Consider the following 19,975-nt stretch of genomic DNA (forward strand, 5'->3'; position numbering starts at 1 on the left):
CCGCGTGTGGCGGCGGGCCCGGGGGGGGGGGCCGGGGGGGGGGGCCCCCCCCCCCCCCCCCCCCGGGGGGGGGCCCCCGCGGGGGCCCCCCCCCCCCCACGGGGGGGTTCAGGAATTGGCCCTCACGAACTTCCGGGTGCCCAGCGCGAGCGAGGCGACCACCAGGACGGCGGCCACGATGACGCCTTCGAGGACGGATCGCGTGGCGTAGTGCCCGAGGAACAGATCACGCATGCCGTCGACGATGTACCGGAACGGGCTGAAGTGCGAGAGGACGGACAGCCAGCCCGGGGCGAAGGTCATCGGCAGCAGGATCCCGGAGAGCAGCATCAAAGGCAGGGCGACGGTGTTGATGACTGGGGCGAAGAGGTACTCGGTCGGCAGGCTCAGGGCCAGCAGGTAGGACATGGAAGCGAGGCTGATGGCGAGTGCGAGGACCATGACGAAGCTCGCCACGATGCCGACGAGGGGTGCGCGCAGCCCGAAGCCGACCGCCACCGCCGTGAGCATGACCGCCTGAATGAGCATGACGACCGCGTCTCGCATGACACGACCCAGAAGCAGAGCAAGCCGGCTGACCGGGGTGACCCGCATCCGCTCGATCACGCCTGCGCGCATGTCGGGGATCAGGTTGAACCCGGCGTAGCCGGCGCCGAACAGGCCGAGCTGTACCAGCAGGCCGGGCACGTACATCTGCCAGGCGTTGCTACCGGAAGCGTCGGGCAGGGCCTTTTCCAGCATCGGGCCGAACAGGAGCAGGTACAGCACGGGCTGGACCATGCCGATCAGAATGCTGATCTTGCTCTTCATGGTCGTGTCGAGGTGCCGGCGGAAAAGAAGCACCGAATCGCTGATGATCTGCATGGGGTCTCTCTCAGACACTCAAGGGCTGCTGGCCCGGCACGTGGATGGATCGGCCTGTGATGGACAGGAAGACGTCGTCGAGGGTGGGGCGTTCGACTTGGATGGACAGGGGCTCGATACCTGCCTCGTCGAGAGTGCGCAGGAACTGCAGGAGGACCCGGTCGTTGTGTTCGACCGTCAACCGAAGGGCCTGTGCCTCGGCCTTGACGTCGTGGACTGCGGGGTGCGGGGCGAGCACGGCTGCGGCGCGGTCCGCGCCTGCGGCCAGTTCGATGGTAACGACGTCGTGTCCGAGCTGGGCCTTCAGGTTCGCCGGACTGTCCTCGGCGACAACCCGGCCATGGTCGATGATCAGGACCCGGTCGCAGAGCGCGTCCGCTTCATCGAGGTAGTGGGTGCTCAGGAAGACGGTGGTTCCGTAGTTCTCGCGGACCTTGCGGACGTGGTCCCAGAGCAGGTTCCGGCTCTGTGGGTCCAGTGCCGCGCTGGGCTCGTCGAGGAAGAGGACTGCGGGCTGGTGGGTCAGTCCGAGAGCGATGTCCAGCCGTCGGCGCTGTCCGCCGGAGAGGGTGATGGTCGGTCGTTCCGCCAGGTCTTCCAGGTCGAACTCCCGGATGAGCTGGTCGGCTCGCCGGACGGCGTCGGCCTGGTGCATCTGGTAGAGCCTGCCCTGCAGCACCAGTTCGCTGCGCGCTGATGCCGAGGGCGACGTCCCGCCGGACTGGGCGACGTACCCGATCTTGCGGCGGACGCCCTGGGCGTCACTGGCCAGGGCGTAGCCCGCCACGCGTGCGCTGCCGGACGTCGGCTTGAGCAGCGTTGTCAGCATGCGCAGGGTGGTGGTCTTGCCAGCGCCGTTCTGCCCGAGGAATCCAACGATCTCTCCCTGAGCAACCTCGAAGCTGACGCCGACGACGGCCTCGACGAGGCCGTTCTTGGTCTTGTAGGTCTTGGTGAGGTCTTGCGCTAGTACCGAAGGCACAGTAGCTCCTAGAGGTTTGCTCTTGCTGCGGCGCGCTTGCGCGCGCGCCTGTCTGACGCCGCCGTGCGCTCTGAGGGCAGGCGGTGATGGGCTATGGGGTGCGGGGTAAGTCGGGCGCTGGGTCCGGGATGTCGGGGTTTGTGGATCGTGAGGGTCGGTCAGCTGTTGCGCTGGCCGAAGACTCGAATGCTCAGCCTCACGGACGCCGCGGCGAGCAGCACCACGACGAGAGCGCCGAGAGCGACCGGTCGTGTGGTGAATTGGCCGTCGAAGAGGTCCCGCATCGCGTCGACCACGTAAAGCAGCGGGTTCGCGTCGCTAATCCCGCGCAGCCAGTCGGGAGCGAAGGTCATCGGCAGCAGGATCCCGGAGAGCAGCATGAGGGGAAGGCAGATGCCGTTGAGCACGGGCGCGAACGTGTATTCGACGGGGAGCTTGAGTGCGAGCAGGTAGGACAGGGAGGCCAGGCTGATGCCGAGGAGCATCATGAAGCCGGCTGCCGCGGCCACGCCCGGCAGCGATGCGCGCAGGCCGAAGCCCAGGCCGGCGGCGAGGACGCAGAGCAGCTGGATCATCAGCAGGACGAGGTCCCTCATGACCCTGCCCAGCAGGAGCGCCAGTCGGCTGGCGGGGGTGACGCGAAGGCGCTCGAGGTAGCCCGAGCGCATGTCGGGGATGAGGTTGAAGCCGGCGTAGCCGACGGTGAACAGGCCGAGTTGCACAAGCAGCCCGGGGATGTAGAGGCGCCAGGCGTTTCCTCCTTCGGTGGGCAGGGCCTTGGTGAGCAGAGGCCCGAACAGGACGAGGTATACACAGGGCTGGATGAGTCCGATGGCGATCCCGACGCGGTTGCGGAGCGAGCCGGATACCTCGTCACGGAAGACGATCATCGTTTCCCGGAAGGTGTGCATGATGGTCTCCCTTAGGCGTTGGCGTGCTCGGCGGTCTCGGTCCGGTCCCGTTGGGTGATTGCCATGAAGACGTCGTCGAGCGAAGGCTTGAGGACTCGCACGCTCTCCACGCGCACCTGGGCCAGGTCGAGTTGACGCAGGAGGACGCTGAGGGTCTGGTCCGCGTGATCGCACGCCAGGGACAAGCTGTACCCGTCGACGGTCACGCTGTGTACTCCATCGGCGCGGGCGAGCGTGTCCATGGCCTGGTCGACGGCATCGGCGACGTCGATCTGGATGGTGTCGTGGGCGATGGCAGCCTTCAGACGCTCTGGGCTGTCTTCGGCGACGACGCGTCCTTGGTCGATGATCAGGACGCGGTCGCAGAGGTGGTCCGCCTCATCCAGGTAGTGCGTGCTGAGGAACACGGTCGTGCCGTGTTCCTCCCGCAGTCGGCGGATGTGCGACCACACCAGCGCCCGGCTCTGCGGGTCGAGGTTCGCGGTGGGTTCGTCGAGGAAGAGCACGGGCGGTCGGTGGATCAGACCGAGCGCCATGTCCACCCGGCGACGTTGTCCGCCCGACAGGGTTGCCGAGGTCCGCTCTGCTAGGTCCTCGATCTCGAACTCCGCCAGCACCGCGGCGGTCCTGGCCTGGGCCTCGCTCTTGGACATGCCGTGGAGTCGGCCTTGGAGAGCGATGTCATTTCGGATGATCGCCGCGGGTTTGGCTCCTCCGGTCTGCGACACGTAGCCGATCTTCCTGCGGACGTCCCCGCTGGCACGCAGCAGGTCGTGGCCCGCGATGATTGCGCTGCCGCCGCTCGGCTTGAGCAGTGTGGTCAGCATCCGCATGGTGGTCGTCTTGCCGGCCCCGTTGGGGCCGAGGAATCCAACGATCTCCCCGGCCCCGACTTCGAAGTCGACGCCCGCGACGGCTGTCACGTTCCCCTTCTTGGAGGAGAACGTCTTGGCCAGTCCGCTGACCTGAATCATGGTGATAACTCCTCCTCGATGACGTCCGGGCGCCTCTGGTCGGCGCTGGACGCGGTGGCTGTGGCGTTCATGACGCCTGGCCCGACGGCGCCGGCGCGGACACGGCCGGCTCCGGCCTGGCGGGCCAGGTGAGAGTGCCTTCGCGCATCTCGTCGACGATCCGGACGCACCAGTCCCGCTCAGCGATGGCCATCGCTGCCGCGTAGTCGGCTTCGATGACGAACAGCCGGGGGACCTGCTGACGCTTGGCTTCGTCCTGGCTCGCCTGGATGGCGCGGATCTCGGTGTCGAGCACCGAGATGCGTTCCTGTAGGGCCTGCACGGCCCGGTTCCGCCCGAGCGCCCCGAGGTAGCTGACGGCCGCGAGGAAGCTCGGATACTCCTTGACCGGTGTGCGGACGAGTTCGTCCAGCCACTGAGCGAATTCCAGCTGTCCGAGTTCGGTGAGGGAGTAGACCGTCCGCTCGGGGCGTCGACCTTCGCGTTCCGTGGTGTCGGCCGCGATCCAGCCCACTCGCTGCAGCGCCTCGACCACGTCGTAGAGCGAGCCTGTGCGCACCTTGAAGCTGCCGTCCAGTTTGCGCTCGCGCAGCGTGGCGCCCATTTCGTAGGGATGCATGGGCTGCTCGATCAAGAGCCCGAGTACGGCGAGTCCCAGCAGGTTCGAGACTGGCCTTCTCTTTGCCATCGTGCCCTCCACGTCATAATTAGTCGGATCCGAATAATCTATCCGGCAGGACTGCTGGCAGGGACGAGGCCGCTGATCGAGCGCAGGTAGTCGGCAGTCGGCCCGGCTCCGGATTCCCGCAGCTGCGCGGGCGTTCCGGCATGCATGATCTGGCCGCCCTTGTCGCCGGCGCCTGGGCCAAGGTCCACGATCCAGTCGGCGGCGGCCGCCACGTGCAGGTCGTGCTCCGCCAGGATTACGGTGCTGCCGCGGGCGACCAGGCTGTCCAGGGCCTCGACGAGGACCTGGACGTCCGCGGGGTGCAGTCCGGTGAACGGCTCGTCAAGAACGGCCAGTCCGGGCCGCTTGCCCGTGCGGCTAAGCGCGGCCGCGAGCTTGAGCCGCTGCGCCTCGCCTCCCGACAGGACGGTCGCGCTCTGGCCCAGCCGCAGGTATCCCAGCCCCACGCGGACCAGATCCCGCAGGATCGCCACCAGGGCGGGCTTGTCAAAGAAGTCGACCGCTTCGTCGACGGTCAGGTCGAGGACTTCGTCGATCGCGCGGGACTTCCAGGTGACGGCGAGGACCTGCGGTTCGAAGCGGCGGCCTTCGCAGGCCTCGCAGGTCACCCAGACATCGGGCAGGAAGTGCATGTCCACCTGGCGCACTCCGTGCCCGGTGCAGATCTCGCAGCGGCCGCCCACCGAGTTGAAGGAGAAGTCCGAGGCGGTCAGTCCCCGTCGGCGCGCGGCGTTGGTGCCCGCGTAGAGGGCTCGGATCAGGTTGAACGCCTTGGTGTAGGTGGCAGGGTTGGACCGGGGGGTTCGCCCGATGGGCTCCTGGTCCACCACGCTGACCCAGTCCAGGGCGGCGTCCCAGGAGATGGCGCCGACTCCCGACGGGCGCTTCCCGTCCAGCCGGGCCTGGGCCGCCTGGGCGAACCCGTCGACCAGCAGCGTGCTCTTGCCACTCCCGCTGACGCCGGTCAGGCAGGTGAGCGCCCCCAGGGGAACGCTGACACGGTCCGCACGCACCGTCTTGACGGAGAGGTCCGTGAGCGTGAGGCGCCGGTCTGCCCGCAGTGGCCGGGACGTGCGACGGACGCGGTGGCCATGGTCGGCGAGATAGCGGCCGGTGAGGGACCGGGCGACGCCGGCGACGTCCTGCGGCGAGCCTTCCGCGACGAGCTGCCCGCCGCCGCGGCCGGCGCGGGGGCCGATGTCGATCACCCAGTCCGCGCACTTGATCAGCTCGGGGTCGTGCTCGATCATCAAGATCGTGTTCTCGGCCGCGCGCAGCTCCTCGAGGAGGAGTCGCAGTTGCTGCTTGTCGGCGGGGTGAAGGCCGGCGGAGGGTTCGTCGAGGACGAAGGCGACGCCGGAGAGGGCGGTGCACAACTGAGCGGCCACCCGCGCGCGCTGCAGTTCGCCGCCGGACAGCGTCGGGGCGCTGCGGGAGAGTCCGATGTGGCCCAGGCCGAGCCGCTGCATGAGTCGAAGTCGCGCGAGCAGTCCGGGCAGCACGGCTTGGGCCGCCTCGCGCTGGGTGGGGCAGAGTTCTCCTGACAAACGCTCGGCCCACGCGACGGCCTCGCTGATGGGGCTGCCCAGGATCTCGCCGAGGCGGCTGCCGCCGAGTGTGACGGTGCGGGCGATGAGCCCCAGGCCAGTGCCCTGGCATTCCGCGCAGGCCTGGCTGCGGATGTAGGGGGCGTAGCGGTCCCTTGCGGCCGGGGTGGGGGCGGCCGCGTGTCGGCGCTCGATCTCGGCGATGACCCCGGGCCACTGGCGGTTGTTGCGAACGCTGATGGTCGTTCCGGACGTCTTCATCGTGGTGTCGTAGGCGATATCGACCATGACGTCGCCGGTTCCGCGCAGGACGGCCTTTTGGAAGCCGGCCGGCTGATCGGCCCAAGGCCCGTCGAGGTCGGTTCCGTGCAGTCGCGCCAGCTGGGCGAGCAGCGCCTTATCCGGCTCGCGGGCGTCAGCGAACCACGGGGAGGCGCCCCCGAGAAGGGACAGTTCCGGGCAGGCGATGATCAGGTCCGGATCGGCGGCGGCGTGCTGGCCGCTGCCGGAGCAGATCGAACAGCAGCCGTCAGGGTTGCGGGGGCTGAACTGCGAGGGCTTCAGAATCCGGCCGATGGTGCTGTCCCAGTCGGGTCCCAGCGGAGGCAGGCTGGCGAAGAGGAGGCCCAGGTAGTCGTCGGCCGCGGTGATGGTGGCGACGGTGGATCCGGGGCTGCGGTTGGGCGAGCGTTGGTCGACGGCGAGAGTCGGGGGCAGCCCATCGACCCGGTCGACCTGGGGGCGGTCGCGGGGGGTCATGAACTGGCGGACGAAGGGGCTCATGCCCTCGAGGTAACGCAGCTGGGCCTCGGCGTGGATGGTGTCCATCAGCAGGGAGGTCTTCCCACTGCCGCTCACACCTGTGAAGGCGACGATCTTGCCCTTCGGCACGGTCACCGAGACGTTCTGAAGGTTGTGCGTGCGTGCGCCGACCACGCCGATCGTGCCCTGGGTCACTCGCTGTTCTCCCCACGTATAGTCGGTTCCGACTAACCAGTCGGAACCGACTATACGGATCCGACTGTCACTTCTCAAGTCGTTCCGGCTGCCCGAACCACCGCGCCAGGGCGCCATGGAGCTGCGCAGGGGTGCTCGCCGGCGCCGCCACCCATGCGAGATAGCCGTCGGGGCGCACGACCAGGGCATCCGTGTCGGGCCATTCAGGAATCCGTCCCTCGACCACAGCGACCCTGTCCCGCCAGCCCTGAGCAATGTCCATCAGGTCAGCTCGGCCTGCGGAGACCACGACGAGCGGGCGGGCCGACTGCAGCAACTCGGCGACCGGGGTCTCGGCGACGCCCTTCGCGACGGCGAGCTGGCCGGCGAACGACCCGGCCAGGGGGTGGACGGCCTCGGCGGCATCGCTCGGCAGCCCCGCGCAGCGGATCGAGACGCCGCTGATCATCCCCGCGAAGAAGGCGTTGGCCTCGTCCAAGGCCAGCAGCTCGTTCATGATGGTCCGCAGCGGAGTGGTGTGCTGTTCGTCCGGGCGCATCAGCGCGAGCTGCGCCCGGGTATTGAGCAGAACGCGGGCACCGGCGGCGTGCCGCTCCTCGTGATAGCTGTCGAGCAGTTCCTCCGATCCCCAGCCGCGGATCCTGGCGGCAAGCTTCCACCCGAGGTTGATCGCGTCCTGAATGCCGGTGTTGAGGCCCTGGCCGCCGATCGGAAAATGCACGTGGGCGGCGTCGCCCGCGAGGAAGACGCGGCCGGTCCGGTATCGCTCGGCCTGACGCGTCGCGTCGCCGAACCTGGACATCCACTGCACGGGGGCCGTCAGGACCAGCGGCTCGCCGCGCACCCGCTCCACGGCCGCGCTGAGTTCGTCGAGGGTGACCGGCGGGTTTCCGACCGGGGGCGTGTGCCCGTACTCGATGGCCACCACGCGCCCCATGCCGCCCTCGGGCGGAAACGCCAGCACGAGCACGCCGTCCGCGGTGCGCTGCCACCGGCGCGGAACGTTGTGCTCCGGTGTGGTCACGTAGCCAATCAGCGCGCTCACGGTGGCCTCGGTGCCGGGGAAGGCGATGCCGGCGAGGCGTCGAACCGTGCTGCGGCCTCCGTCGCAGCCGACGAGGTAGCTGGAGCGGATCCGGTAGGTTCGGTCGCCGGCGGAGACCGTGACCTCGACGCCATCCTCGTCCTGGTCCAAGTGCACGACCTCGTGACCGCGCCGGACCTGCGCCCCCAGCGTGTTCGCGTGCTCGGCGAGGATCTCCTCGGTTCGCGACTGCGGCACCATGGCGCTGTAGGGGTGGCGCGTGTCCAGTGCCGCAAAGTTGAGGCCGTGATCGAACATGCCGGCGAACGGCAGCCCCTTGGCCAGCGGGGTGCCCTCGAGGAAGGGCCCGAGCAGGCCGCGTAGGTCGAGGCTCTCTACCGTCCGGATGTGGAGTGCTCCGGCCCGGTCATGTCCAGCGGGCTGCGCCAGCCGCTCGAGTACCACTGTCTGCACGCCGCCGGCACGCAGCTCGGCTGCGAGCATGAGCCCCACCGGTCCCCCGCCGACGACGACGACGTCTGTCTCCACTGGCCTGTCCGCTTGGGTCACTTGAGTACTGCCTTCCTTTCGCTCAGGTCTTCAAGAACGGAGACCACCTCGGCGGGACTGGGTCTGCTCGCCATCTGGGCACGCAGCGCGTGGGCCTTCTCGGCCCACTTCGGCGAGGTCAACATGTCGCGCACGGCTTGCTCGACGACCGGGCCCTCCGCCTGGCGGGCCGTCAGGTGGGAGCCGGCGCCGGTAGCAGCGAGCCGCTCGCCGTTGAGAGACCGTTCGAAGGTGTCGCTCACCACCAGTTGGGGGATACCGCGCACAACCGCGTCGAGCATGGTGTTGGCCCCTCCGTGGTGAAGGATGACGGAGCAGGCGGGGAGCACGGCGTGCAGCGGGGCACCGGTGACGGGGCGCACCGTGTCCGGAAGCTGCGGGAGGCGCTGCAGGTCCGCGGGAGGAATGACCAGCAGGATTTCCTTGCCGATGCCGGCCAGGCGCTGCAGCATCCGGATGAAGGGATGGTCGGTGGGCATCGCGTCGCCGAAGGTTCCCCAGGTCACGCAGATCCGGTCGGCAGGTGAGGGGTCGATGAGCCAGCTGGGCACCGGCCCTGGCCGATCGACGGGGATGTAGCGCATCGGTACCTGTGTCCCGGGGCCGACGTTCTGCAGGTCCGGTGGGCAGGGGTCGATGACGAACTGGTCGTGGAAGTCCGTCGGGGACGCGCCGTACGCGTGGAAGCATTCGGCGAGGGACTCGTGGACGCGATGCCGGAGCCATTGTCCTGGAGTGGTGGCGAGCAGATCGGGTCCCCACAGATGCCGGAATGTGGTGATCGGGCGGGCCGCCGCGACGACCTCTGCCGCGAAGGCGACTGGTTCGTAGACCATCGCGTCCGGCTGCCAGTTGTCGACGACGGCGAACAGGCCGTCCACCATGTCCACGGCGCTGCGCGCGAACAGGCGGACCAGATGGTCCTTGCCGCCGTGACCGTGTTGCTCATTGGTCTCGGTCAGATTCCGCCGGTGGTTCTCGGCGAAGTGTCCGTCCCCGCCGACAGGGGTCACGGCCAGGCCCGTGGCGAGCGCGCCGGGCGCGGAGTCCGCGGAGCAGGCCACGCGGACGTCGTGGCCAGCAGCCCGCAGGGCCCAGGAGAGCGGAACCATGGGTATCAGGTGGGAGGTCGAAACAGAGCAGACGAACAGGACGCGCATGACTCTCCCCCGCCTTGGTGCGTCGGATGCCAACCATCGATCGTCGACAAGGTGGTCAGCGAGATCGGACCGACGCTATGGACGGGCGCTCGAACGCGGGCCGAGCGGCGCTCGAACGCGGGCCGAGCGGCGCTCGTTCGTCTTGTCGAGCCCGGTTCGAGTCCGGCCCGAACTGCGGTGGGGAGCCTTTTGGAATCCAGCGAAGCGCCTTGCGCCCCGCATCCGTCGCACCACGCAAGGGATGTCCCATGCGCGTCTTGCTGTGCAGCACTCCCATGCTCGGGCATTTCAATCCGATGGTTCCGCTCGCCTGGGCTTTGCGCGCGGCCGGTCACGAGGTGCTGGCCGCGACCACTGAGGACTTCGCCGGGCAGGTCAGCGAACGCGGGCTGCCGGTGGTGACGCTCCCTTCGGTCGACGTCAAAGCGGTGATGGGCCGTGACCGACAGGGCCGCCTGGCGCCCTATCACGCCGACGCCGGCGAGCGGGTGCTTCGCAGCGGGCGTGGTTGGGGCAGGTTCGGCGCCCACCTGCTGGAGGGTATGAGCGGCATCGTCTCCGCGTGGAAGCCCGATCTCGTCCTAGTGGACCCGGTCGAGTACGCGGGCCGGCTGGCGGCGGCGCGGCTGGGTATCCCCGTCGTCGAGCACGCCTGGGGCATCTGGCCGGATCCGCTGTTCGCCATCGGAGCGCAGGAGGAGTTGGCGCCGGAACTGGAACTGTTCGGTCTCGCGGGCCTACCTGCGCCCGATGAGCGGGTGGACTTCTGCTCGCCAAGCCTTCAGCGGCCGGGAGTCGCCGCAACCGCCATGCGCTACGTGTCGGTCGCCGGCCCCGCGATGCTGCCCGGTTGGCTGGATGAGCCGCGGCATAGGCCCCTGGTGTGCCTGACGTTCGGGAGCATCCTGCCTAAGGTGAACCCGCAGGGCATGCTCGATCTCACCTCGCGCCTGGCGGAGATCGTGCCGACGCTCGGTGTCGACATGGCGATCGCGACGGACCCGGCCACCGCAGAGCAGCTGTCGCCTGTCTCCTCGGGTGTGGTGGCAGCGGGCTGGCTGCCCATTGACCAGGTCGTTCCGCGCTGCGCGGCGGTCCTGCATTACGGCGGAGCCGGCGTCACGATGATGTCCACGGCGGCTGCAGTTCCGCAGTTGGTCGTGGAGCTCCCGATCGCGGACGCCCCTGACCACGCGCGACGAGTGGCGGCGGCTGGCCTGGGCATCTGCATCGAGCCGTCGGTCCTGAACGCCGACACGGTCACCGAGGCGCTGGGCGATCTCCTGGGCGACGCGTCATGGCGGGCGCGGGCGGCGAAGGTTGCCGCCGAACAGGAAGGGCGACCGCTTCCGGTCGCCGTGGCTGACGAACTGGCCGCCCGCTGGGGTTGACGGCGGGCGGCCGGAGGGTGTCAGTCCTTTGCCTGGCCGGCTGCTGTGAGCTGTTCGAGTTCCATGACGACCTGGGCGGGGACGGGCTGGGCCAGCATCTCGGCGCGCAGTCGGTCGGCCGCTCGCCGGATCTCGTGGTCCTTGATGAGTCGGGTGACCGCCTGATGGATGGCTTCCGGAGTCACTTCCTCGCCGCGGATGTGGATCCCGGCGCCGCTCTTCTCGAGGGCCGCGGAGATGTTGTCCTGGTCTGCCATGTGGGTGATCGCGAGCTGCGGGAGGCCGAAGCGGATCGCGTTGTAGACCGTCCCCGAACCGCCTTGGTGGACGATCGCGTCGCAGCTGTCGAGGAGCAGGTGCAGGGGTGGCGCGTCGAGTGCCACCACGTTGGACGGCAGTTCGCCCAGACTGTCGCGGTCTGCGGGGTCGATGGCGACCACGAAGTCCGCGTCGATCCCATCGACGGCCCGGATGATCTGCGGGAGCAGGAACGCTTTTTCTCCGATGATCCGGGTGATGGATCGCCCCCAGGTAAGACAGATCCGAGGCCGTCCTTCGGTCCGCGGCGGGAGTCCTGAGGGGACGGCGCCGGGGCCGTTGTAGGGGACGTACTGCATCGAGATGCGGCTGGGCGTCCCCAGGGGCTGCATGCTGGGTGGGCACGGGTCGACCGTGCGGGTCGCCGGGTCGCCCGTCACCTTGAGGCCGTAGCGCTCGTAGGGCTCGTAGAAGCCGGGCAGGGCGGCGAAGAGCTTCTCGCCCTCGACCGATCCGAGGAAGTCCCATCCCCACAGGTGCCGGATGCCGGGCACGCCGAGGAGCTGTGCCGCGACCAGGCCGGCCGGGCTCATCGTGTCCGCGATGACGAGGTCGGGCAGCCAAGCGCGGGCGAAGTTCACGACGCCGTCCAGGTTCGAGAGCGTTGCCTCGCGCCAGGAGTCGAAGACCTCGCCGTCGTCGCTGTCCTGGGGGTCGGCCGGCTTCTCACGTGCCTGCAGTTCCCGTGACAGGGTCCGCCGGCGGATCCCAACCAGGTCGATGTCCCCGCCGATGTCCACCATCGGCAGACCGGATCGGGTGACGAGGTCGCTCATGGAGGACTGGGCGGCGACCAGGACGTCGTGGCCGGCCGCACGAAAGGCGTTGGCCAGGGGCTGCATTACGAAGTAGTGAGTGGGCCAGGGTGAGGTGACTACCAGGACTCGCACGTTCTCGGTCTCCTTGCGTCTCAGAGGTGCACGAGGGGGAACGCCGGAGGCAGCAGTTGGTCGCTGCCTGCGAGGGACTCGAGCTCGGCCACGGTCGCCGCGGGCGAGGGCTGTGTGAGGATGCCCTGCGCGAGTTCCTTTGCGGCGTATCGGTAGCCGGGGAAGCCCATCAGTTCAGCGATTTCGCTGCGCAGGAGGCGGACGCCCTCTTCTCCTTCAGGCACCTCGTGGGTCAGGAAGTGATGTGCCACGCCGGCGGCGGCCAGACGGGCGCCGTTGACCGAGGGTTCCGGCCGGGCGGTAATGGCCAGTTGGGGAACACCGGCGAGGGCCGCGGTCAGGCTGGTGCCGGCGCCGCCGTGGTGCACGACCAGGTCGCAGCTGCCCATGAACAGGTGCAGGGGGAGATTGGTCGCCAGTCGCACGCCTTCGTGGGCCAGCACTGGCTTCAGGCCGTCGACGGCCTTGTCCGTGACGGCGACCACGACCTCGTCGGCGATGCTGGTCGCCGCCTGGATGCACTGCGAGATCAGGTCGAGCACGGCATCGCCGCGCAGCGCGGTGCTGGTCCCTCCCCAGGTGACGCAGATGCGGGTGCCGCGGCGCGGTTCCAGGGGCCACAGCGGCATGACCCCGGGGCCGTTGTAGGGGACGTAGCGCACCTGCCGGCAGGTCGGGCCAATCTCGTACCGTGTGCCCGGGGCACTGGGGTCGATCCACGCGGTAGGCTCCGCGCGCAAGGGTGCCCCAACGCGTTCGTAGAGGGCCGCGTATTCGGGGAGGGGCTCCGACCCGAAACGCCGCATCTCGATCCTCTGGGGGCCGGGGGTGCCCCAGAGATGGCTGACGCTGGGGATGCCGATCGCGGAGGCAACCACCGGTCCGGCGAGGGTCACAGCGTCGTGGACGATGAGGTCCGGGCGCCACGCACGCGCGAAATCCAGCAGGTCGTCCAGCATGGCGTCGGCCATGAGGACCTGCATCCGACCAAGGTTCTCGATCATCGCGAAGTGGTCGTCGCTTAGGAGTTCGGGGTGGATCGGCCAGTCCTGGGGCCAGCGCTCCTGCCGGTGCCAGGCCGCGCGGCTGCGGTCGTTGGACAGCGCTGCCAGGTTGACGTCGTGTCCGACCGGAACGAACGGCAGGCCCGACGCGGCCACGATGGGTTGCAGCGCCGGGGTGCTCGCGACGCGGACGTCGTGGCCCGCTGCCAGGCAGGCCTGTTCGAGCGGGACCATCGGGAAGTGGTGCGAGTGCCAGGGGAAGGTAGTGAAGAGTACCCGCATTAGCCCTGCTTCCTTCCGTTCGGCTCCGGCTGTGTCTTCATGCGCTGTGCACGATGAGGTCGCCGCCCAGGATCTGGTCGATGCGGGACATAAGGTCCGCCTCGAGGGGGCGGCCTGATGCCTCGGCGTTGTGGTGCAGTTGCTCTGGGCGGGACGCCCCGATCACCGCTCCGGCGACGCTCGGGTGCTGAAGGACCCAGGCGACGGCCAGCTGCGCCAGGCTCAGTCCGGAATCCTCGGCCAGCGGTGCCAGGCGCTGGATGCGGGTGAGCGCGTCGTCGGCGTCGAGCCAGTGACGCATCAGCGGGCCTCGGCCGCCCTTGAGGTCCGTGCCTCGCGATCCGGCGGGCCAGTCGACGCCGGGGAGGTATTTGCCGGTCAGCACGCCTTGCTCAAGGGTGAAATAGGTGATCTGGCCGATGCCGAGGTCATCGCAGGTCTTGAAGACCTCGCTCTCCGGAACGCGCCACAGCATCGAGTAGCGCGGCATGTGGCACACCAGTGGCACGTGCAGTTCCTGGGCGAGCCGGGAAGCCTCGGTGATGGACTCCACGGGCCATTCGGACATCCCCATGTAGAGGACCTTCCCGGAGCGCACCAGCTCGGCGAAGGTCCACATGACCTCCTCGATGGGAGTTTCCGGGTCGTAGCGGTGCGCGGTGTAGACGTCGATGTGATCGACGCGCAGTCGGCGCAGTGACCCGTCCACGGACTCCAGAATGTGCTTGCGCGACAGGCCGCGTCCGTTGGGCCCGCCGGCTGTAGGCATGCCGACCTTGGTGCACAGGACGAGCTCTTCCCGGGGCTCCCCCGCCAGGGCACGTCCCAGGAGGTTCTCGGAGCGAAACATGCCGTAGATGTCGGCGGTGTCGAAGGTCGTCACGCCGACGTCCCTGGCACCTCGGATGCATCCGAGGACTGTCTCGTCGGGGGTGTCGTCCTGGGGATACAGAAGGTTCCCATAGACGATCTCGCTCACGGACAGGCCGCTGCGGCCAAGCTTTCGGAACTCCACGCGGACACCGTGTGCCGCAATGGTCGAAGGCCGCTCGAAAGCTCATCCAGCGCGCTGAGCAGCGCGACCTTAGAGCGTGGTTCGAGCCTGCCTCTATCGTCCACGCGGAGGCTCGGGACCCGGCAGGACAACTCAGTTCGACGCGACGGAGATCCCATTGTCCCAGGCATTCGTGAGCCCTCGCCAAACTGCCAGGGTCGCTGACATCGCAGATCGTCGCCGCCTCGCCGAGTCCGCTCACGCGACGGATGGACACTATCTGTCGATGGACGGGTTCTGGGAGTGGCTTGCCCATCGCCGCGAGGCGGTCCGCATGGATGTGGAGCTCATTCCCCTCGCCGACCTGAATCGATGGGGTTTCGAGACGGGCACCGGAAACATCGTGCACGAGACCGGCCGCTTCTTCTCCGTCGAGGGAGTGCGCGCACGGTTGGGGGGCGAGGGCGGCGCCACGTGGGACCAGCCGATCATCAATCAGCCGGAGATCGGCTACCTCGGGATCCTCGTGAAGGAGATCGACGGCGTCCTGCACTGCCTGATGCAGGTGAAGGCCGAACCCGGCAACGCTCAGGGCCTCCAGCTCTCCCCGACGGTCCAGGCCACGCGCAGCAACTACACGGGAGTGCACCGCGGCAGCGCCGTGCGCTATCTGGAGTACTTCAACGGCCCTCAGCAGGGTCGGGTACTCGTGGATGTGCTCTTGTCCGAGCATGGGTCCTGGTTCTACCACAAGCGGAACCGCAATATGGTCGTCGAGGTGACCGAGGACGTCCCCGAGCACGAGGACTACTGCTGGCTGACCATCGGCCAGGTCCGCAACCTGCTCCAGGCGGAAGACCTGGTGAACATGGATACCCGCACGGTGCTGGCGTGCATCCCCCTGGACGAGGCGAGCACGGCGGCCGCGCCGATCGGCGCGAGCGCGTTCCAGACAGCGCTGCTCGCGTCGCTGCCCAGCGAGGCGCCGGCCGTTCACGCCCTGCCGGAGCTGCTGCGCTGGTTCACCGACGTCAAAGCGCGGGCCGAACTGGTCAGCGAGCGGATCCCGCTCGGCTCCATCGAGAAGTGGATCACGACGCGCGAGGAGATCCGGCACGAGTCCGGCAACGACTTCAGCATCGTCGCGGTGTCCGTGAGCGCGCGCAGCCGTGAGGTGACGCAGTGGACTCAGCCGCTGCTGCGCACCCGGGCCGAGGGAACCATCGCCTTCCTCGCGCGGCGGTTCGACGGTGTGGTCCATGTGCTGGTTCATGCCGGCGTGGAGCCGGGCTTCGCAGACGCGATCGAACTGGGCCCCACGGTCCAGTTCATCCCCGACAGCTACGGCTCCCCGCTGACGGCCGGGTACCAGCCCTACCTGAAGGAGATCCTGGCCGCGGCACCGGAACAGGTCCGGTACGGCGTCACCCAGTCCGAGGAAGGTGGACGGTTCTACCAGGTTCTCAGCCGCTACATGGTGGTGGAGATCGACCACGACGTTCCCGCGCACGAGGACTTCCGGTGGATGACCGTCGGGCAGCTCGTGGCGCTGCTGCAGCACAGCCACTACGTCAAAGTCCAGGCGCGCAGTCTGATCGCCTGCCTGCAGTCGATCTGGTGAGGGCACCGGTGGGATCAGACGCCGCCCAGCCCATCCGGCTCGGCGTTCTCGGATGCGCGGAGATCGCCAGACGCCGGACCCTGCCAGCACTGGCAAGGGTGAAGGAGTTCACGCTCCAGGCTGTCGCCAGCCGCACCGCCGAGAAGGCGGAGGCTTTCGCCCGGAAGTTCGCCTGCCTGCCCGTCGCGGGTTATGAGGCGCTCCTCGCTCGCGACGATATCGACGCCGTGTACATACCCCTACCCGCGGCGCTCCACAGCCCCTGGGCGCGTGCGTGCCTCGAGGCGGGCCTGCATGTGCTGGTGGAGAAACCAGCTTCTTCCACCGCTGCGGAAGCCGCCGCGCTCGTGGACCTGGCACGCCGGCGCGGCCTGGTCCTGATGGAGAACTTCGGCTTCGCGCGTCACTCGCAGCAGGAGCACGTGCGGTCCCTGCTCGCATCCGGGGCGATCGGCGAGTTGCGTGGCATGTCCGCTGAGTTCGCCTTCCCCCCGCTCCCGGCCGGCGACATCCGTTACCGCCGCGAACTGGGCGGAGGCGCGCTTCTCGACGCCGGTGTCTATCCGATCCGCGCTGCCCGGATGCTGCTCGGCGATGACCTGGACGTGGCGGGGGCGGTGCTTCGCGTCGACCCGGACCACGGCGTCGATGGGGCGGGCGCGGCCCTGCTGACAACGCCCGAAGGAATCACGGCCCAGCTCGCCTTCGGCTTCGTCCACTCCTACCGCTGCGGATACACCCTGTGGGGCTCGGAAGGGGCGATCAGTCTCGATCGAGCCTACAGCGCGCCGGACGGCTTCCGGCCGACCATGCGGCTGACCCAGGACGGTCACAGCACCGTCCATCAGCTCGCCCCGGACCGGCAGTTCGACGCCATGCTCAGCGCCTTCGCAGCGGCGATCCTTGCCGGCGACACCGTGTCCTGCTCCGATGACCTTCTGCACCAGGCACAGCTCGTTGAGCGGGTTGCCACGTCCGCCCTGCGCACCCCCTTGTAGCCACCCACCCCAACAGCTAAGAGAAAGGCCATCACATGACTTCGACGGGCAACGCGACACAGGTCACGACCTGCCGAGTGTGCGGTGAGCAGGACTGGCAGCCAGTCGTCTCCTTCGGGGATCTGCCTCTGGCGGACAGCTTCCTGGAGCCGTCCGACTCGTACGACGACGAGCCGCGCTACCCGCTCGGCGTCGTCTGCTGCAGGTCCTGCCGCCTGATGAGTCTCACCCACGTGGTCGACCCCGAGGTGCTCTACCGGACCTACCCGTACACCACGTCGGACTCCGAGATGATGACGAAGCACATGCAGCACGTCGTCGACATCTGCAGGGCCAGCTTCGGGATCGCGCCCGGCAGCTTCGTCGTCGAGATCGGCAGCAATACGGGATCGCAGCTCAAGGCGTTCCAGAAAGCCGGCATGCGCACGCTCGGCATCGACCCCGCGCTCAACATCGTCGAGGTGGCGCGCCGTCGGGGTGTCGAGACGCTGCCGGACTTCTTCTCGATCGAGACCGCCGCGGCGGTCAAGGAGAAGTACGGGGCGCCCAAGCTGATCCTAGGCCGTCACGTGTTCGCGCACATCGACGACATCTCAGGGGTGGTCGAGGCGGTCCGCAGCATGCTGGACTCTGACGGCCTGTTTGCCATCGAGGTGCCGTACGCGGTGGACATGCTGCAGCGCAACGAGTTCGACACCATCTACCACGAGCACTTGTCGTACTTCGGCGTCGGCACTCTGGCGACGCTGTTCGAGCGCCACGGGCTGCGGATCGTGGACGTGGAGCGCCTGCCCGTGCACGGGGGATCCATCCTCGTGTTCGCCGGCCTTCGCGACGGCACGTGGCCGACCCGGCCGATCGTGCAGGAACTCATTGCGGGCGAGCACGCGTTCGGGCTGGACCAGGACGGCACCTATGAGCAGTTCGCGAAGAACTTCGCGTCGATCAAGGACGAGCTGGTGGCGCTCATCCGGGGACTGCGCGCCGACGGGAAGCGGATCGTCGGATACGGTGCGCCGGCCAAGGGGAACACACTGCTGAACGCGTGCGGGCTCGGACTGGACGACCTCGAGTTCTGCTCTGACACCACCGAGTTCAAGCAGGGCAAGGTGCTGCCGGGGACGCACATCCCGGTGCGCGCCCCGAGCGAGGTGGCGGCTGACGAGGTCGACTACTACCTGCTGCTCGCATGGAACTACAGCGAGGAGATCCTCAACAAGGAGAAGGCGTTCCTCGCCATGGGCGGGCGCTTCATCCTGCCGAACCCCACGCCCTCCGTCGTCCCGTCCCAGGCGTGACTGAGGGCGCATCCCACCAGGGCCGCCGGACCGTGGTCATCACGGGCGGCGGCTCTGGGATCGGGCGGGCGACAGCGCGGCTGTTCGCGGACGAGGGCGCCCTGGTGCTGATCGTCGGTCGGACGAGGGACGCCCTGGAGGAGACCGCCCAGGGGCGGCCAGGCATCCGGACGCTCGTGGCGGACGTGGCGGACGCGGACGCGCCGCAGAAGATCGTGGATGCGGCGCTTGGGGAGTTCGGCCGCATCGACGTGCTGGTTAACAACGCCGGCATCACCAGGCCGGCCGTTCTCGGGGAGATCGACAGGGAGCAGGCCGTTCAGCAGATCGAGACGAACCTGCTCGGACCGATCTTTCTGGCGCAGGCCGCGCTCCCTCACTTGAACCCCGGCTCGGTGATCGTCAACGTCACCTCGAACCCCGCGGGCCGTGGCTGGCCCGCCAACTCGGTGTACGGCGGCACGAAGGTGGCCCTCGACTTCCTCACCCGGACCTGGGCACGCGAGATCGCCGCGCGGGGGGTCCGGGTCGTCTCGGTCGCCCCCGGGGTGACCGAAACCAGCGCACTCGCCAAGTCTGGCTTGTCCGATGAGGTGCTATCAGCCAAGTGCGACTATCAGCGGATCCCGCTGGGGCGCGCGGCCCAGCCGGAGGAAATCGCGTGGTGGATCCACACTGTCTGCGGCACCGAGGCCGGCTATCTGACCGGAGCCGTCCTGCGCGTCGACGGCGGGGTCAGCGTGTGCTGAGGCTGTAGGGAGGGTCTGTCCAGCGAGCAGCTCTGGCCCGTAGTCGGTGGTGACGGCTTGTCATGAAGTCTCCGCCGCGAGAATGTGCAGGTCATTAAGGGCATGCGCGCGCTCGGCTGACGGCGGTGTGGCCCTGCGCCGGTTCGCTCTGGAAGCATCCGCACTGCGGCGACCTGCGAAAACAGCACGCTACTCACCGTCACCACCGACTACGGGCCAGGGCCGGTAACCGTACAGATCCCATCTGGATGAGCGGCAACGCCGTCTGGCAGCTGGGGCTGAGGCCCGGTCGTTAGGGCATGGCGGGATCCGATTGGCGGCTCGAGCTGCGGGAATGCGCGAGGGAACCGTCTCGCGCGGAGTGGACGAACTGGACGGCGCGGTGGAACCGACCAGTCGGGTTCATCGGCCCGGCGGGGGCCGCAAGAAGCTGGCCGACCTGGACCCGGAACTGGTACCCGCGCTGCTCGCACTGGTCGAGCAGGACATGCGCGGGTATCCGATGTCACCGTTGCGCTGGACGACGAAGTCGACCAGGAAGCTGTCGCGGGAACTGACCACGGCCGGCCACCGCTGTTCGGCCGACACCGTCGCTGGCCTGCTGCACGCCGAGGGCTTCTGCCTAATACTGCAACCGCATCTGGGCGTGACTGTGAGCGTGCGTGCTCGTTGGTCTGACTGTGTGCTGATGAGCTGACGGTCAAACAAGTTGAGGCGTGGTCCGAGGGGATAGCCGGGTTCCATGCCCGGTTC

16 protein-coding genes and 1 pseudogene are annotated in these 19,975 nt (G+C 68.5%); 6 read left to right on the forward strand and 11 right to left on the reverse strand.

Going from position 1 to position 19,975, the window contains the following annotated elements; all coding sequences use genetic code 11:
- Positions 1–108: 108 nt before the first annotated feature.
- The 8 genes from ABH925_RS36230 to ABH925_RS36265 form a co-directional block, all read right to left on the reverse strand.
- Complete coding sequence (locus ABH925_RS36230) at positions 109–864, reverse strand: ABC transporter permease (protein ID WP_370155599.1); 756 nt, start codon at positions 862–864, stop codon at positions 109–111.
- 10 nt (positions 865–874) lie between these two features.
- Positions 875–1,846 carry an ATP-binding cassette domain-containing protein gene (locus tag ABH925_RS36235; RefSeq protein WP_370155602.1) on the reverse strand — a complete coding sequence of 324 codons (972 nt, stop codon included), beginning with the start codon at positions 1,844–1,846 and terminating at the stop codon, positions 875–877.
- A gap of 158 nt (positions 1,847–2,004) precedes the next feature.
- Entirely contained in the window at positions 2,005–2,757 is a 753-nt protein-coding gene (locus ABH925_RS36240; protein WP_370155605.1) for an ABC transporter permease, read from the reverse strand.
- 11 nt (positions 2,758–2,768) lie between these two features.
- The gene (locus tag ABH925_RS36245; protein WP_370155607.1) at positions 2,769–3,731 is read right to left on the reverse strand and encodes an ATP-binding cassette domain-containing protein; all 963 of its coding nucleotides are present in this window, start codon (positions 3,729–3,731) and stop codon (positions 2,769–2,771) included.
- A 67-nt stretch (positions 3,732–3,798) separates the two neighbouring features.
- A complete protein-coding gene (locus ABH925_RS36250) occupies positions 3,799–4,431 on the reverse strand; it encodes a PadR family transcriptional regulator (protein WP_370155609.1) in 633 nt (210 codons plus the stop codon).
- 26 nt (positions 4,432–4,457) lie between these two features.
- On the reverse strand, positions 4,458–6,923 hold the full coding sequence (locus tag ABH925_RS36255; protein ID WP_370155611.1) for an excinuclease ABC subunit UvrA: 2,466 nt from the start codon (positions 6,921–6,923) through the stop codon (positions 4,458–4,460).
- 67 nt (positions 6,924–6,990) lie between these two features.
- A complete protein-coding gene (locus ABH925_RS36260) occupies positions 6,991–8,496 on the reverse strand; it encodes an FAD-dependent monooxygenase (RefSeq protein WP_370155614.1) in 1,506 nt (501 codons plus the stop codon).
- 17 nt (positions 8,497–8,513) lie between these two features.
- A complete protein-coding gene (locus ABH925_RS36265) occupies positions 8,514–9,677 on the reverse strand; it encodes a nucleotide disphospho-sugar-binding domain-containing protein (protein WP_370155616.1) in 1,164 nt (387 codons plus the stop codon).
- A 248-nt stretch (positions 9,678–9,925) separates the two neighbouring features.
- On the opposite strand from ABH925_RS36265, the gene ABH925_RS36270 reads away from it, so the two are divergent.
- Positions 9,926–11,068 (forward strand): glycosyltransferase, encoded by a 1,143-nt coding sequence (locus ABH925_RS36270; protein WP_370155618.1) that lies wholly within the window; start codon positions 9,926–9,928, stop codon positions 11,066–11,068.
- Positions 11,069–11,088: 20 nt separating this feature from the next.
- Here the strand turns inward: ABH925_RS36270 and ABH925_RS36275 are convergent, their stop codons facing one another.
- The 3 genes from ABH925_RS36275 to ABH925_RS36285 all read right to left on the reverse strand — a co-directional run bounded on the left by ABH925_RS36275 (position 11,089) and on the right by ABH925_RS36285 (position 14,541).
- Positions 11,089–12,276 (reverse strand): nucleotide disphospho-sugar-binding domain-containing protein, encoded by a 1,188-nt coding sequence (locus ABH925_RS36275; RefSeq protein WP_370155620.1) that lies wholly within the window; start codon positions 12,274–12,276, stop codon positions 11,089–11,091.
- 20 nt (positions 12,277–12,296) lie between these two features.
- Positions 12,297–13,514, reverse strand: coding sequence for a glycosyltransferase (locus tag ABH925_RS36280; RefSeq protein ID WP_370155621.1), 1,218 nt, complete (start codon positions 13,512–13,514; stop codon positions 12,297–12,299).
- 85 nt (positions 13,515–13,599) lie between these two features.
- On the reverse strand, positions 13,600–14,541 hold the full coding sequence (locus ABH925_RS36285) for an aldo/keto reductase (protein WP_370155622.1): 942 nt from the start codon (positions 14,539–14,541) through the stop codon (positions 13,600–13,602).
- Positions 14,542–14,653: 112 nt separating this feature from the next.
- Between ABH925_RS36285 and ABH925_RS36290 the strand changes: the two genes are divergently transcribed.
- The 5 genes and pseudogenes from ABH925_RS36290 to ABH925_RS36310 form a co-directional block, all read left to right on the forward strand.
- The gene (locus ABH925_RS36290; protein WP_370155626.1) at positions 14,654–16,177 is read left to right on the forward strand and encodes an NDP-hexose 2,3-dehydratase family protein; all 1,524 of its coding nucleotides are present in this window, start codon (positions 14,654–14,656) and stop codon (positions 16,175–16,177) included.
- 8 nt (positions 16,178–16,185) lie between these two features.
- Positions 16,186–17,175, forward strand: a complete 990-nt coding sequence (locus ABH925_RS36295; protein ID WP_370155629.1) for a Gfo/Idh/MocA family protein — start codon at positions 16,186–16,188, stop codon at positions 17,173–17,175.
- 35 nt (positions 17,176–17,210) lie between these two features.
- Positions 17,211–18,473, forward strand: coding sequence for a class I SAM-dependent methyltransferase (locus ABH925_RS36300; protein WP_370155631.1), 1,263 nt, complete (start codon positions 17,211–17,213; stop codon positions 18,471–18,473).
- 32 nt (positions 18,474–18,505) lie between these two features.
- Positions 18,506–19,222 carry an SDR family NAD(P)-dependent oxidoreductase gene (locus tag ABH925_RS36305; protein WP_370155633.1) on the forward strand — a complete coding sequence of 239 codons (717 nt, stop codon included), beginning with the start codon at positions 18,506–18,508 and terminating at the stop codon, positions 19,220–19,222.
- Positions 19,223–19,466: 244 nt separating this feature from the next.
- A pseudogene (locus ABH925_RS36310) lies at positions 19,467–19,847 on the forward strand (ISAzo13 family transposase); the annotation flags it as partial.
- Positions 19,848–19,975: the final 128 nt, after the last annotated feature.

The sequence above is a fragment of the Streptacidiphilus sp. EB129 genome (assembly GCF_041262645.1).
Taxonomy (GTDB): domain Bacteria; phylum Actinomycetota; class Actinomycetes; order Streptomycetales; family Streptomycetaceae; genus Streptacidiphilus.